The following is a 14,687-nucleotide window of genomic DNA, read 5'->3' on the forward strand; positions in this document are numbered from 1 at the left end:
AGCCGCCAACCCGACCTGACATGCCATCTCACTGTCATCCATCCGCTGAGGCCAAACCGGCACATCGCAAGAAGTTCTGACTGAAGGGTCACACCTAGCTTCCTGCTTCATCAACTGACTTGAACTCATGAGTTCATTTTATGCATCGCACTGGTAGCATCACGGCATGGCCTTCACGGAGACTCAGGTCACGTCATCGCGTGGCAGGCTCGACAAACGTCGGGCCATCCTGGACGCGGCCCTCCGCGTCTTCGGCGAAGTCGGCTACGCCGGCGCGACCATCGATGCGATTGCCGCCGAGGCGGGTGTCGCCAAACCGACGATCTACAACCATCTGGGCGGCAAGGAGAACCTGTTCCGCGCCGTCATGCTCGACGCAGCCGCCGACTGGCACACCAAACCACTGGCGGCGGTCCGCTCCCTGCCGGCGAAGCCGGGCGACCTCCAGGCCGAACTGCTGCGCATCGGCTACCAGTTGGTGGAGTGCATGCGCAGCGAGCACGCCTGGAAGATGCGCCGACTGCTCGACTCCGAGGTGGCACGCTTCCCTGAGCTGTACGAAGAGGTGCAGCTGCGCGGCTCCGCCGAGGTGCTGGACACGCTCGCGGGGCGCCTGGCGCTGGTGGCCAACGGTGGGCTGCTGGATCTCCCGGATCCGACACGCGCCGCGAGTCAGTTCATGGCGCTGATCTCCGACCGTCTGGCCTTGCTGGCAGCGATGGGAACCCGCCCGCTGTCGCAGTCCGTCGTGGACTCGACCGTGACCAGCGGAGTGGAGACCTTTCTGCGGGCCTTTGCCGCCCGATGAGCGGCCCGCCCTCCTCCTGGGGCATGCCGATCGACCACTATGGGGCCCTACTTCCTAAGGATTACTGTGGATTTGAACCTTGCAGGCAAGCGAGCGTTAGTGACGGGCTCCACCTCGGGCATCGGATCGGCCGCGGCCGATCTGCTGGCCGCCGAGGGCGCTGATGTCGTCATCCACGGTCGTGACCGCGACCGGGCCGAGGCCGTGGCCGACAAGATACGTGGCCACAACCGCCGGGTCGACATCGCCGTCGGTGACCTCTCGACCGACGCCGGAGCGGCGGAGGTCGTCCGCGCGGCCACGGCGGGCGGCGATGTGGACATCCTGGTCAACAACGCCGGTGGCACCAATCTCGTGCCGTGGAGCGATACCACGCCGGAGCTGTGGTCGAAGGCTTACCAGGTCAATGTGGTCTCGGCGGTCCGGATGATCCGGGCGTTCGTGCCCGGCATGCGGGAGCGGAGGTGGGGGCGTGTCATTCAGATCGGCGGTGGTCTGGCCATGCAGCCCATGCCGGTTCAGCCGCAGTATTCCGCCACGCTCGCGGCCAGGCACAACCTCGCGGTGTCGCTCGCGCGTGATCTCAAGGGGTCCGGTGTGACCTCCAACGTGGTGTCACCCGGGCCGATTCGGGTGGAGCACGTCCGGGAGTGGCTGCTCGAAGTGGGGCCCGCCCAGGGGTGGGGCAGCGAGCTGTCCGAGATCGAGGCGAAGGCCAGTGAGAGCTGGGCGCCCAATGACATCGGCCGTTTCGGCACGGTCGAGGAGGTCGCCGGGGCGGTCGCGTATCTGGCGGGCTCACTCGCGGACTTCATCAACGGAACCGTCGTCCGGGTGGACGGCGGACACGTAGTCTCCGTCTGACCACACGGTTCGAGGGAGGGGAGGGCCGGCTTGAAGGAAGGGGAGGGTCCGCGACGGGCCTCCCCTTCACCGGTTCGCCGTACCAGTGCCGTTGCCGTTCTGACCCGTCGCCGAACGAGGCCGGCCCCCACCAGCACGCTGCCGGGTCCCGTCACAAGGAAACCGGCCGGCGAGCCGTACGATCACGCCATCGGCAGGTCTCGCGGCGGACCGACCACGACGTTCCGCCTTGTCGGCGACCGCCGGTTCCGGCCGTCGGCGTTCGTGCTCAGCAGTGGCGTGGCATCGCTCCACCACCTACGAAGAGACCGCGACCGTCTACCTGGTCGGACTCCAGGTCGCGGGCACCTTCCTCTGGTCCGCCCGTTGATCCATCGGCGGCGCGGCGGCGGACCGGGTCGACAACGCACTCGGTGCCCGAGCCTGACCGTGTGCGGCGAGTAGGTGACCGTGACGGGGTGCGTGGTGCGCCGGGTGGTCGACCGACGCGACCTGCCGGCCGACTCGGCCCCGACGCCTGGCTGAACGCCGCACCAACCCGACCAGGTCGCGGAGGTCTGCCGCCGCGCGGACCTGGCAGACAGCAGCAAGGGGGCGGGCCGTACGCGGAGTTCCCCCCCTCCCCCGCTACTCCACCGGTGGCATCGCCGGCCCCGCCGTCCCCAGTTGCTCCGTCGCCAGGATCGGCGGCACCGGCCAGGTGATGCCCTGCGGGGGCCAGGTCTGGCCTGTGCGGGTCAGGAAGTCCTCGGGGGGCTCGTAGAGCGGGGGCTGGATGCCGTCCGGGATCATCGACGCCCAGGTCACGCCCTCGGTACGGGCATGGAACTCGTCCGTCATCGCCGCCAGCCGGTCGGGTTGCTCGATGAGGTCGATGGCAGTGGCCGACAGATAGCGCGCGGCGGACAGCAGGGCCTGGTGGCCGATGTTGGTCGCGGCGGTGGACGTCACCGCCCAGTTGTGATTGGGCAGACCGGGCGGGTAGGCCGCGGCCAGCAGTACCGCCGTGGGTGCCTGCCAGCTCACGTCGGCGGTGTCGGTGGACAGGCCCCCGGTGTAGGTGGCGGCGGGCGGGGCGAGGGGGGTGAGGTCCGTCGGCATTCCGGTCTCCGGGCGGCCGAGGGCCTTCTGGACGGCCTTCGCCAGAGTGTGGTCCGCCTCGGTGAAGCTCGGGGCGCCTATCTGACGCATGTTGTCGTTGAGGAGTTCCGCGCCCGACTTGCTGGCGAGCAGATTCCAGGTACCGGCATGGAGTTTGTGGACCAGCCGGGTCTGGCTGGCCTGTGCCGCCGCCCTCGCGCACTCCACGATCTTGTCGTAGAGCACCTTGGCGCGCGCCGGGCTGCCCTCCCGTACGAAGAACCATATGGAGCACAGGTCCGGGGTCACATTGGGGGCGCCGCCGCCGTTGATGACCGCGTAGTGGAAACGGCCGGAGGGGGCGACGTTCTTCTCCCGCAGGTACTCCGACATCGTCGCCATCAGCAGCGCGCCGTCCAGACCACTCTTGTTGCCGAGCGGGGTGCCGCCGTGGCCCGAGGCCCCGAGAAAGGTGAAGGTGGCCGATATCAGGGAACTGGTGGTGTTCCAGAACGGGACGGTGACGTTGAAGGGGTGCCAGTCCAAGAACGCGTCCAGTCCGTCGTACACCCCGGCCTTCACCGCGTACGCCTTGCCGACGAGTTGTTCCTCGCCCGCGCTGCCGAAGAGCTTGACGGTGGCCTTGAGCCGGTGGTCGCGGATGGCACGGGCAACGGCGATGGCCGCGCCCGCCCCGCCCGCGCCGAGCGCGTTGTGGGCATCGCCGTGTCCCGGCCCGTAGGTTGGCCCATAAGCGTCGTAGTTGTATACGAGTGGGTCGTGTGTGGTGCCGCCCTTCCTCTGGGACAAGCCGGGCAGCGCGTCGTACTCGGCATTGAATCCGATGACCGGGCCGCCGCTGCCGTAGGTGGCGACGAAGGCGGTGGGGAAGCCCGCTGCACCCCATTCGATCGTGAAGCCGTTGGCCTTCAGTAACGCCGCCGTCGCGAGGGACGATCTCCACTCGCGCAGCGACAGTTCGGCGTGGCGCCATACGGCGTCGCTCAGCCCCGTCAGGGCGGCCCGGTTCGTATCTATCCAGGCGAGCGCCGTCCGCTTGGCGTCGGTGTTGCCCGCCAAGCCAGTCGGCGCGCGGTACTCGGCGGCGTACACGCCGGTCATCTCGTCGTGGCCGAGGGTCGCGGCGAGTACCGGATCGGCCTGGAGGACTGCGGCCGTCGACGCGGTCGCGCTCACTCCGAACATCTTCAGCAGTCGGCGGCGGCCCAGGGTCGGGTCGGTCATGTGCACTCTCGTTCCTGAGGGTCGAGGCCCGCTTCGGGGCGAAAACCTCCGGAGGATCGCACAGCCTCAGCGCAGGTGGAGAGGCATCAGAACGGTTGGTTGGCCGGAAAACACCGACGTGATGTCGGTGGCAAAGAAGAGGCAGAGGAGCCCTTTGTTGTCGTCCGCACAGGGAGCCGGCTCTGTTCACGGGCCGCTCATGGACTCCGTCGCGATGTACAGCGCGTACTCCTTGCTTGCACCCCTTCGTCAGGGCTGATGGTGCGCGTGGCGGGGGTTCGGGCGGCGCAGGAGTCTGTCCCGCCGGCCCGGGAAGCCGGCCTCGGCCCATACCTGAGAGGCTATGGCACCGGCGTGCCTGGTTCGCCGTCGATGTCGCGACGACCAAGGTGGCGACCAAGGTGGCGACCACGAACAGGATCACGACCGGGCTCATGCGAACAGTCGTGGTCCACCGGCGTGCTTCCCGCCGCTCGCGCTTCCTGACTAAGTCCCTGAACCACGTCGATCGGCTGGTCCTCCTGGTGGGTGGCGCGCAAGTGGCCGTGCGGTGTGCTCAGTCGGCCAGCTCTCCGAGGAGTGCCCAGGTACGGCTCCGGTCGGATTCTCCGGCGATCTCCGTCCCCGAGAACACCACCTCCGTCACCCCGGCGTCCCGGTAGCGTCGCACCTCGGCGGCGACCGTCCGCTCGTCGCCGATCACAGCCACATCCACGGCTCGCCGGCCCCCGGAGAGTTCGATGGCTCGTGCGTAGGACGGGAACTGCTCGTAGAACGCGAGCTGCTCGGTGACCTTCTCCCGTACGGAGTCGACATCGTCGGTGACCACGCCGTGCACCAAGGCGACGATCCGGGGCGCGGGACGACCGGCGTCCTCTGCCGCCGCGGTGACCGCCGGAACGATGTGCTCGCTCAGTGCGCGCGGCCCCGCCAGATAGGGCAGGATCCCATCTGCCAACTCACCGCTGACACGTAGCGCCTGGGGGCCCATCGCGGCGACGAGCAACGGCACGCCGCTTTCGGCACCCGGCACACGGGCGGGGATCGGTGTCGTCGCGGTGAGCAGTTCGCCGTGGAAGTCGACGGTACCGGTTTCGGTCAACTGCCGTAGCGCGGTGAGGAATTCACGCAGACGCGCGATGGGCCGTTCGAAGGGGATGCCGAAGCCAGCCTCGGTCAGGAGTTTGGTGCCGAGCGCCAGTCCGAGATGGTAACGGCCGTGGGTGGCCGCCTGGGCGGTCTGGGCCTGGCTGGAGACGAGCAGCGGGTGGCGGCCGAAAACCGGAATCGCCGACGTGCCGACGTGCAGGCCGGGTACTTCTCGCCCGACGACCGCAGCGAGCAGGGGCGAGTCCGCGCCGAAGGTCTGCCCGAACCAGGCCGACCGCAGCCCCGCAGCCGCGGCCTCGTGGGCCAGCCGCACGGAGGCATCGATCTGGTTGTCGGCACCGGTCGCGTCGAGCGCTACTCCTGTAGTCATGTCAGCGAGAACGAGCGTCGGTCGGACACGCATTCCCGTTCTTGTGTGACGGCTGTTTGACAGTCGTGTGTACGCGGCTCCGCACATCCGGCAGCCGACTGCTGGACCTGGGTGAGAGGAACCGTGCCCCTTGGTGTCGGTTCCTTGGAGGCTTCGGCCGCGATCTTCTGGAGGCGGGCGCGCCGGCGCCCTGCTCCTGGTGCTCGAAGCGGCGGGCGGCGCAGCCGAGCGGGCGTCGTAGCCGGGCGGGCGAAGTCCCAGTCGATGGTCCCCACGGGCCGGCGGGCCCCGCCACACAACGCGCCAAGGACCGAGGTCCCCGTGGCAGATCACCTCGCCCTCGACGGGTCCGCCACCTCCGGCGACGGCCCGGACTCTCCTTCGAGGAAGGTCAGAACCTCGCGGCCCCCTCGTCGAACCCCAACACTCGGGGCGCATAAGGGAAGCCCACCGTTTTCCAGGTGCCGAAGGAGCGAAAGGGCCGTCGTCGTCCAGAGCTGGACCGGCCTTCGGATGGTGTCACCGATCCGCACAATCCGCCGATGGGGATGGTCTTGAACAACGTCGTCGCTCGCCACCATGACGTCGCCCGTTCCTCGATGGTCGTTGCCGCCGGACGGGCCCTTCTTCGGCGGTCACTTGGACAGCACCGGTGGACAGGGTGACACCGCACGTCGTCGTGTTCTTGGGCGTGCCTCTCGTGATGAGAGGCGTCCGGGAGCGTCAGTGCCCCACGGAAACGGGATGCGCGGTGTCCGCGAGCAGCGCCGCCGGTGCTATCGCCACCGCCACCGGCAGCACGGTCGCGGCGAGGGCCGCGGACACGATCAGCACGGCGACCGGCCGGCTCGTGCGGCGCGGCGTCGCACTGATCAACCGCCGGATCCGGCCGGCCGGGTCGGGGCCCGTCATTGCGGGAAGACCCTCGCCGATCCCGCTGCCGCCCCGACCGGCGCTCCCGCCGGGATCTGACACCGAGGACATCTCCAGCAGGGCCTTGGCGACCGTGCGGCTGCCGTGTCGGTGGGCCGCCTGGTCGTCGGCGGCCATCTCGGCCAGCCGCCGCACCTGGTCCGCGTACCCGCGCAGCAGGCCCGTCCAGCCGAGGGCGGCCGTGAGGATGTCGGCGGCGAGGATCGAGCGGTGGTGGCGCAGGCGTAGATGGGCCCGTTCGTGTTCGAGGGTGGCGTCGAGTTCGTCGCCGGAGAGCAGTTCGAGGGCGGCGCTGGTCACGACGATGCGCGAGTCGCGGCGCGAGCCGGGGATGCAGAAGGCCGCCGGGGCGTGGTGGCGCAGCACCCGGACCGGTGGCTCGGCCGCGCGTCTGTCGTGCGGGGCAGGGTGGACCGGGGACTCGCCGAGTCCCGGGTAGGCTCCGTACGCTCCGTGTCCCGGCTGGGCGTCCGCGGTCAGGCGGTGGCGGTCGCGGTCGTGCCGCAGGCGCAGGGAGCGGCGCAGGGTGAGGGCGGACAGGGTGCCGGTGCCGAGCGCGAGGACGAGGAGGGCCGCCTCGGCGATGCCGGTGGCCTGCCAGGTGCCTCCGTAGGCGGCGTGGACCTGGTGCAGGTCGGCGCGGAAGACCCACACCATGATGTGCTCCCACAGGTCGTGGGCGGTGAGGATGAGGGCGCCGGTCAGCGCGATGAGCAGTCCGGCCGCGCAGGTGTGCCAGGCGTGCAGGGCCGCCTGCGGGAAGCGGTTCGCCCAGCGGGCGCCGGCGAGTCGGCGAGGGACGGGGCCACCGAGCAGCAGGGCGTGGCCGAGCAGTGCGGCGATGATGAGCACGGCTCTCAGCGCTCCGACTCCGGACGTGTGGCGGTGTCGTCCCCGGGCAGTGCGTCCAGGGCCTGGCGCAGCGCCGTGGCCTCGGAGGCGTCGAGCTGCCCCGCGAACCGCAGCAGGGCGCCGGTGCGATCCGCGGAGGAGTCGAGGGCCTGCGTCATGAGTTGGGCGGAATAGTCGTCGGCGGTCCGCATCGCGCTGTAGCGGAAGGAGCGGCTGACCTTCTCCCGGGTCAGCCATCCTTTGGTGCGCAGGCGTTCGGTCACCGTCATGACGGTGGTGTACGCCAGGTTGCGTCCCTCGGCGTTGAGGGTGTCTGTGATGGTGTGGATCGTGAGAGGTTCTTCGGCCTCCGCCGCCCACAGCACCCGCATGATGTCGGCTTCCAGTTCGCCGAATGGCCGCATCTTCCCCTACCGCCCCTTCTCGTGCGCCGCCCGCGCCCGCGCTCTCGCGTCCGCGTCCTCTTCCGCTCCCGCTCCCGCTCCCGCTCCCGCCGGGAGACTCTATCCTCCGTCGGACTTCCACCTCTCGTAAAAATTCTACCCCCCATAGATATTCTATCGCCTGTAGTAGTTTCATGGGTGATGACCGCCCCTTCACCCTTGAGGAACAGCGCAGTGATCCGTTTCGCCCGCACAGGACCGTCGCTCGTGACGGCGGCGCTCCTGCTCGTCACGGCCTGCTCGGCCGCGGAGGACACCGGCTCGACATCGAGCGAGAGCAAGAGCCTCACCCGGGCCCAGAGCCCGACGCCTCCGCCGACGCCCTCGGCGGATGCCGTCGTGCGGACCGTCCCCGACGAGCAGTGGCGGGAGATACGGAAGGCGGGGATGGTCCGGGCGGGCTGCCCCGTCACCTCCCCGGACCAGTTGCGCCGCGTGGAGATCAACCACTTCGACTTCGAGGGGAAGATCCAGCGCGGGGAACTCGTCGTCAATGCCGACACCGCCGAGAGTTTCGTCCGGATCTTCACCGCACTCTTCGACGCCGAGTTCCCCATCCGGCGGATGAAGCCTCTGGAGGCGTACGACGGTGACAGCACCGCCAGCCTGGCGGCCGACAACACGGCTGCCTTCAACTGTCGCCGTGCGGACCAGATCAACGCCCCCGCGATGGAGTCCCCGCACGCCAACGGCCGGTCCGTCGACATCAACCCCCTCGAAAACCCCTGGCAGGACCTGCGCTGCAAGTGCTGGCAGCCGACCGCCGAGAATAGCGGGCGCACCGAGGGCAAGGGCAAGATCCTCGAAGGCGGACTGGTCTGGCGGACGTTCATCGACGAGGGCTGGATCTGGCAGAACATCGATGTGCCGGACTACATGCACTTCGACACGGGGTACCCGTCGAAGCCGTACGGCGGACCCGGCGCCGCACCGTCGGCAACGACGGGAGACGGCACCGCACCGGCTCCCTAGGACGCCTGGTACTCCAGCAGAATTTCGCAGTCTGACCTGGGCTTTCACCGGGTGGCGGGAGTGTGGCCGGACTCCGGAGGTGCAAGGGCGGTCGCACGGAGACCGCCCCTCGAAGGTGCGACAAGGCCGCAGGCAGTGACAGCGGCGGGCGACTGCTTGGCGTCGGCGGCGCCAGGTCGACCAGCTCAGCGCGTGGTGTCGCCCTCGGTGTCCGCGCAGGTGCGGGGGCCGGGGACGACAAGCTGCCAGGAGTCGCCGAACCTCCACCTGCCAGTCGGTCAGATGCTTACGGCCGCCGTAGGCGAGGATCATGTCCGTCACCGCGACGCCGTGCGGACCGAGCCCGGCGCGAACGGCCTTCGCTCCTGTGCCGGCCTTCGGGCGGGGAGGCGGCTCGTCGCCGTCGGCCAGAGCCTTCTGTCCCGCCGGGTCAGGTTCCAGATCTGGTGCTTGCCGTCCTTGCCGTTCGTCTCTGCCGGCCCGCGCTCCGCCAGCTTGTTCATCGCCCCGCGCACGTACGACCGGCCGTCTGCGTCTTCCTCCGTGATCACCTGTGCCATCTGCCGGACCGTGGCTATCCGCACGCGTCCCAGCATCCGCAGCGCATCGGCACACACCTCGGCCGCGGGTGTGGACTTCTTCCGGCGCGTTTCACCGATGTCGTCCAGGACGTGCTCGGCGTCGAACGGCGCCACGTCCACGTCGTCCTGAACGAACTGCCACGCGGGCACATCGGGGAGATGGGCGTCCCGATGGCCGCCCCGAGTGACCCGATCTGGTTCACCACCGGGCAGCCCACGCCTCTGCGTTCGGCTCCCACCGGCGACGGAGTCACGGCCCCGGTCTCCGGTCTCGCTTAGCCTGACCGCATGCCCCTCACCCTGGCGGGTCTCCTCGCTCACCGGGACCTCAGCCTGAAGCTCCTGGCCGGTCGCGCCGATGCCGTCGTGCGGTGGGCGCATGTCAGCGATCTGGTCGATCCGACGCCGTACGTCGACCGGGACACCCTGCTGCTGACCACCGGGCTCGGCCTCGGACGTACCAGCCGTCGCTGGCCGGAGTACGTCGACCGGCTGGTCCGAGCTGGTGTCCCCGTCCTCGGGTTCGGGGTGGGACTGCGCCACGCCGAGGTTCCGCCGCCGCTGCTCGCGGAGGCGGCCCGGCGTGGGCTGAGTGTGGTCGAGGTGCCCAAGCCGACGCGGTTCAGCGCGGTGGTGCGGGCGGTGGCCGACGGTCTGGTGGCGGAGGAGCGTGCCGAGCGGACCGCCGCCATGGAGCGGTACCGGGGGCTGGTGCGGGCGGCGCTGACGCCTCCTCCGCACCGGTCTGTGGTCACCCGGCTGGCCGGACAGCTCGACGCATGGGTGTTGCTGCTGTCGCGGGAGGGACACCTGCTGGCCGGGGCCCCGGAGCAGGCCCGCAGCCACGCCGAGCGGGTCCGGCTGGAGGTCGCCCGCACCCGGTCGTGGCATTCGGCGGTGTTCGACGTCGGTGGCGACCGGGTCACTCTGCTACCGGTGGGCGAGCGGGCCCGGGCGGCGGGCGTGCTGGCCGTCGGACGGTCCGCGCCGCTGCGCGGCCATGAGCGCGGGGTGGTCGAGGTCGCCGTGGACCTGCTCTCGCTCGGCGTCGCGCAGGCCGCCGAACTGCTGGGCAGCGAACGACGGGAACGCTCGACCGTGCTGTCCATGATCCTCGCGGGCCGATGTGAGGCCGCCGCGGAAGCGGCCGAGTCCCTGGGTATCGCGCTCCCCGACGGGCCGGTGCGCATCGCGGCCCTCACCGCCCCCGCGGAACGACGGGCCGATCTGCTGGAAGCGCTGGAGAACGAGAACAGCCTGCAGATCGTCTCGGCGCTGGTGGCAGGGGACGACAGAGGGCGGGTCGTGGTGACGATGCCCGCCGTCGAGGGTGACGTCGGCGTCGTGCAGAACGTGATCAGCACGGTGAACGGCAGCCACGGCGTCATCGGGGAACCCGTCGAGATGACCGACCTCGCCCGGATCTGGCCCAAGATCGCGGCGCTCGCCGACACCGTTCCCGCCACCGCCGCGGGACGGCTGCTGACGACCAGGGACGTGGCGGACATCGGCCTGCTGTCCTACGTGAGTCCGGCGGAGGCCGAGGGCTGGGCGTTCGCCACGCTCGCTCCACTGGAGAGCGAGGAGGCCCGGCGCATCGACCTGCTCGGCACCGTTCGGGCCTATCTCGCGCACAACGGCAACTCCGAGGCCGCCTCTGCCGCGCTCGGCATCCACCGCCGCACGCTCACCTACCGCCTGGGCAGGGCCGAGACGCTCCTGGGCCGGCCGTTCTCCGACCCGGGGCTGCGGGCCGAGCTGTGGATGGCGTTCACCGTGCTGGAGCGCTGACGCCGAACGGCAGCGTCGGCACGCCGGCCGCCAGGCCAGTACGCGGATGGCGCAAACGTAATACGCGATTGCGCGGATCGCGCATTGGTGAGCGGGGGTGCCGCCCCTCACCTTTGAGCCACCCCCCGCCCCGCTCGCTCCCGTCAGGAGACGTTCATGTCCACGACTTCAGAGCGCCCCGCGCTGGAGGTCTCCTTCACCGACGACCCCAGAGTCGTCAAGGAGGCCGCCACCGAGGACTACTCCACCCACGTTGTCCCCCTCTCCTGGCGGTCCGGCCGGTGGTCGCTGACGATGGCCTGGTGGGCCATGTTCTCGGCCATGTTCTGGCTGTACGTCGCGGTGGCCTCGGCCGACGCGGTCGGCACCCCGGCGACCCTGGTCGGCATGGGCCTGACCGTCGTCACGTACGGCGTGGTCAACCTCGTCCTGTCCCGCTACGCCGCCCGCACCGGACTGACCGTCGCCCTGCTGTCCAGACGGCTGTTCGGCACGCTCGGCTCGGCGCTCGCCCCCCTGATCTTCGCCGCGACCGCCCTCTACTACGGCGTCTTCGAGGGCTCGATCATCGCGGTCGCCTTCCAGAAGTACTTCGGCGGCGACATCAAGATCTGGTACCTGGCCGTGGTGCTCTACGCGCTGCCGCTGGTCATCGGCGGGGTGCGGACCTGGCTGGACAAGCTCAACGGGGTGCTCCTGCCGCTGTACGTCGTCGGGCTGGTCGCCGTCGTCGTCACGGCCACCGTCAAGCAGGGCTACCCGGACACCTGGCTGCACTCGGCCGCCGCTGGCGGCACACTGCCGGGCTGGGTCACCTCGTACCTGATCTACATGGGCGTGTGGATCATGATGATGTACACGATCGACTACGCCCGCTTCGGCAGGCCCGAGGACCAGAAGTTCCACGGCACGGTCACCTTCGGCTGGGTGTTCTACCTGTTCACCTTCGCCGTCAACGGGCTGATCGGCATCTACCTGTTGCGCGCCTGGGACATCGCGGGCTCCGAGACGGGTGTGGTGGACGCGTTCATCGACACCCTCGGCTTCGCCGGAGTCCTGGTGATCTTCGTGTCGCAGACCCGCATCAACACCGCCAACTACTACCTGGCCTCCACCAACCTGGACGCCTTCGCCACCCGCGTCCTGCGGCTCCGGCTGCCGCGCACCGTGTGGGTCGCGGTCGCCGGAGCCATCGCCTACCTGCTGATGCTCACCGACGTACTGACCTACCTGCTGCGCGCCCTGGCCTGGCAGGGCGTCTTCGTCACCGCGTGGGTCGCCATCGCACTCGTCCACATCGCCGTACGCGGCGCCGACCGCGACGGACTGCCGGAGTTCCGGCCGCTGCGACTCGTCCCGGTCACCGCCGGCGCGGGTGCCTGGCTCGCCGCGTCCGCCGTCGGTATCACCCTCACCGAGCAGACGGCGAACGCCGTACTCGCCCAGCTCGCCCCGGTCATCACCGTCGCCCTGGCGGCCGGACTGTACTGGCTCGCCCTGCGGTTCGCCCCGGACGCCGTACGGGAGCGGGCCGGTGACCCGCGCGACGAGGTCGAGGACATCTGGCAGGCCCGTGTCCTCTGCCACGCCTGCGACAGGTCGTACGTCGCCGTCGAGATGGACCGGACCGCGCAGGACAAGGTCGTCTGCTCCGCCTGCGCGTCCGACGGCCGTTAGAAGAGAGGGACCATGACCGCGATCATCCACAGCCGCTCCGCCGACGGGGAGCGGCCGGCCATCACCTACCGCGCCGCCGGCGACCGGTATGTGCTTGTCGAGTACGGCGAGATGGCGCTCGACCTGGAGCTGAACTTCTTCGTCACCGCCGTCTCCGCCCAGCTCACCGAGCACCCGGTGCCCGGCCTGGTGGAGGCCGCCCCCGGCTTCCGCTCCCTGCTGCTGCACTACGAGCCCGCCGCCCTCGACCGCAAGGACCTCGTGGCGGCCCTCGAAGAGGTGCACGACGCGCAGCAGTCGGTGCGCGCGCTGACGATCCCCAGCCGGCTGATCACCCTGCCGATCGCCTTCGACGACTCCGAGAGCCGAGAGGCCGTACGGCGCTACGCCACCACCATCCGCCGGGACGCCCCCAACGTCCGCGACAACTCCAACATCGGCTACATCCTGGAGTACAACGGCCTCGAGGACCCCGAGGACCTGTACGCGACGGTGACCGGCACCGAGTGGTGGAACGCCTACACCGGCTTCTTCCCCGGTCTGCCGTTCATGTTCCCGCTCGACGCGCGGGGCGCCATCACCGTGCCGAAGTACAACCCGACCCGCACCTGGACCGCGGAGGGCGCCGTCGGCATCGGCGGGCCCTGCGTGGCCATCTACCCGGTCGAATCCCCGGGCGGGTACCAGCTGTTCGGGCGGACCGTGCCGGTGTACGACATCCTCGCTCGCCACGACGTCTTCCGCGACGACCCGATCCTGATCCGCCCCGGCGACCGGGTGCGGTTCCTGCGGGTCGGCGAGGATCAGCTGCTCTCCGCCCGCCGGGACGTGCTGGAAAACCGCTACGAGTACATGATCGAGGACGACCCGTTCTCGGTCGCCGACTATCTGGAGCGCGCCGCCGGAGTGCGCGACGAGGCCGACGCGCTGCGCACCGCCCGCGAGGCGGCAGCCGCCGGGACGGAGGTGCCGTGATGAGCCTGCCCGTGTTCGACGTGGTCGCGCCCGGACTGCAGACCCTGGTGCAGGACTACCCGGGCCGCCGGGGCCTGCAGTCCAAAGGCTTCTTCCCGGCGGGACCCATGGACCATCTGTCCTTCCGGGTCGCCAACTCCCTCGTGGGCAACGCCGTCGGAGCCGCCGCCCTGGAGATCCCCATGGGACGGCTGACACTGAAGGTGCTCGCCAAGACCTCGGTGGCCGTGACCGGCGCCGAGGGCTCAGGGATCACCCTCAACGGTGAGCCGCTGCCGCTGTGGGAGACCGTCCGGGTCGTGCCCGGTGACGAGATCAAGTGCGCGATCGTCAAGGGGCCCGGCTTCCGGCTGTACCTCGCCGTGGCAGGGGGCATCGACGTCCCGGTCGTCCTCGGCTCCCGGGCCACCTACACCATGGGCGGCATCGGCGGCGTCGAGGGCCGCGCGCTGGCCAAGGGCGACGTCCTGCACGCCCGGCCGGTGCCGGATCCCGCCCGGCTCCGGGTGCCCGCCGCTCTGCGCCCCGCCCTGGCCAACGACTGGGAGGTCGAGGTGATGCGCGGCCCGCACGCCGACCCCGACTTCCTCACCGAGCAGGACTGGAAGGACCTGCTCGGCCGCGAGTGGAAGGTCGACCTCAACGCCAACCGCGTCGGCACCCGCCTCCAGTCCCACCGCTTCCAGTGGGCCCGGACCTCGGGAGGTGTGGCGGGCGGCCATCCCTCCAACGTCCTCGACGGCAGCTACCCGGTCGGCGGCATCAACACCAACGGCGACGTCCCCGTCATCCTCGGCCCGGACGGCCCGACAGCGGGCGGCTTCACCGTCATCGGCACCGTCGTCCAGGCCGGCCTGTGGAAGACCGGCCAGCTGCGACCGGGCCGCGACACCATCCGCTTCCGCGAGGTCTCCCTCGACGAGGCACTCTCGCTCGCCGCCCGCGCCGACTACACCACCGACCCGCACCACTACGAGGAACTCTGA

General features: G+C 70.1%; 12 protein-coding genes. 7 read left to right on the plus strand and 5 right to left on the minus strand.

Translation table 11 applies throughout. The features are described 5' to 3' along the window. The first annotated feature begins 166 nt into the window (after window positions 1-166). Window positions 167-808 carry a TetR/AcrR family transcriptional regulator gene (locus ACIQNG_RS26385; RefSeq protein WP_401488373.1) on the plus strand — a complete coding sequence of 214 codons (642 nt, stop codon included), beginning with the start codon at window positions 167-169 and terminating at the stop codon, window positions 806-808. A 39-nt stretch (window positions 809-847) separates the two neighbouring features. Further along, window positions 848-1,672 carry an SDR family NAD(P)-dependent oxidoreductase gene (locus ACIQNG_RS26390; protein ID WP_401488374.1) on the plus strand — a complete coding sequence of 275 codons (825 nt, stop codon included), beginning with the start codon at window positions 848-850 and terminating at the stop codon, window positions 1,670-1,672. Window positions 1,673-2,299: 627 nt separating this feature from the next. Here ACIQNG_RS26390 and ACIQNG_RS26395 read toward each other — a convergent pair. The 4 genes from ACIQNG_RS26395 to ACIQNG_RS26410 form a co-directional block, all read right to left on the minus strand. Continuing rightward, window positions 2,300-3,997 carry a peptidase dimerization domain-containing protein gene (locus ACIQNG_RS26395; RefSeq protein WP_401488375.1) on the minus strand — a complete coding sequence of 566 codons (1,698 nt, stop codon included), beginning with the start codon at window positions 3,995-3,997 and terminating at the stop codon, window positions 2,300-2,302. Between the two features lie 556 nt (window positions 3,998-4,553). Continuing rightward, the gene (locus ACIQNG_RS26400; RefSeq protein ID WP_401488377.1) at window positions 4,554-5,477 is read right to left on the minus strand and encodes an LLM class F420-dependent oxidoreductase; all 924 of its coding nucleotides are present in this window, start codon (window positions 5,475-5,477) and stop codon (window positions 4,554-4,556) included. A 723-nt stretch (window positions 5,478-6,200) separates the two neighbouring features. Beyond that, a complete protein-coding gene (locus tag ACIQNG_RS26405) occupies window positions 6,201-7,262 on the minus strand; it encodes a M56 family metallopeptidase (protein ID WP_401488378.1) in 1,062 nt (353 codons plus the stop codon). A gap of 5 nt (window positions 7,263-7,267) precedes the next feature. Beyond that, window positions 7,268-7,666: a BlaI/MecI/CopY family transcriptional regulator gene (locus ACIQNG_RS26410; RefSeq protein WP_401435836.1), complete on the minus strand. Its 399-nt coding sequence runs from the start codon at window positions 7,664-7,666 to the stop codon at window positions 7,268-7,270. 246 nt (window positions 7,667-7,912) lie between these two features. On the opposite strand from ACIQNG_RS26410, the gene ACIQNG_RS26415 reads away from it, so the two are divergent. Next, the gene (locus ACIQNG_RS26415) at window positions 7,913-8,677 is read left to right on the plus strand and encodes a M15 family metallopeptidase (protein ID WP_401488380.1); all 765 of its coding nucleotides are present in this window, start codon (window positions 7,913-7,915) and stop codon (window positions 8,675-8,677) included. Between the two features lie 317 nt (window positions 8,678-8,994). Here ACIQNG_RS26415 and ACIQNG_RS26420 read toward each other — a convergent pair whose 3' ends face one another. After that, on the minus strand, window positions 8,995-9,408 hold the full coding sequence (locus tag ACIQNG_RS26420; protein WP_401488382.1) for a replication-relaxation family protein: 414 nt from the start codon (window positions 9,406-9,408) through the stop codon (window positions 8,995-8,997). Window positions 9,409-9,546: 138 nt separating this feature from the next. Here ACIQNG_RS26420 and ACIQNG_RS26425 point away from each other — a divergent pair, with 138 nt between their 5' ends. From ACIQNG_RS26425 to ACIQNG_RS26440, 4 genes are all read left to right on the plus strand, one after another. Further along, window positions 9,547-11,049 carry a PucR family transcriptional regulator ligand-binding domain-containing protein gene (locus tag ACIQNG_RS26425; RefSeq protein ID WP_401488384.1) on the plus strand — a complete coding sequence of 501 codons (1,503 nt, stop codon included), beginning with the start codon at window positions 9,547-9,549 and terminating at the stop codon, window positions 11,047-11,049. A gap of 156 nt (window positions 11,050-11,205) precedes the next feature. Then, on the plus strand, window positions 11,206-12,726 hold the full coding sequence (locus tag ACIQNG_RS26430; RefSeq protein ID WP_401435826.1) for a purine-cytosine permease family protein: 1,521 nt from the start codon (window positions 11,206-11,208) through the stop codon (window positions 12,724-12,726). Between the two features lie 12 nt (window positions 12,727-12,738). Next, window positions 12,739-13,701 carry a carboxyltransferase domain-containing protein gene (locus ACIQNG_RS26435; RefSeq protein ID WP_401488386.1) on the plus strand — a complete coding sequence of 321 codons (963 nt, stop codon included), beginning with the start codon at window positions 12,739-12,741 and terminating at the stop codon, window positions 13,699-13,701. Next, the gene (locus ACIQNG_RS26440) at window positions 13,701-14,687 is read left to right on the plus strand and encodes a 5-oxoprolinase/urea amidolyase family protein (protein WP_401435822.1); all 987 of its coding nucleotides are present in this window, start codon (window positions 13,701-13,703) and stop codon (window positions 14,685-14,687) included. The genes ACIQNG_RS26435 and ACIQNG_RS26440 overlap by 1 nt, the downstream gene beginning before the upstream one ends.

This window comes from Streptomyces sp. NPDC091377, assembly GCF_044757045.1.
In the GTDB taxonomy this organism is placed as follows: domain Bacteria; phylum Actinomycetota; class Actinomycetes; order Streptomycetales; family Streptomycetaceae; genus Streptomyces.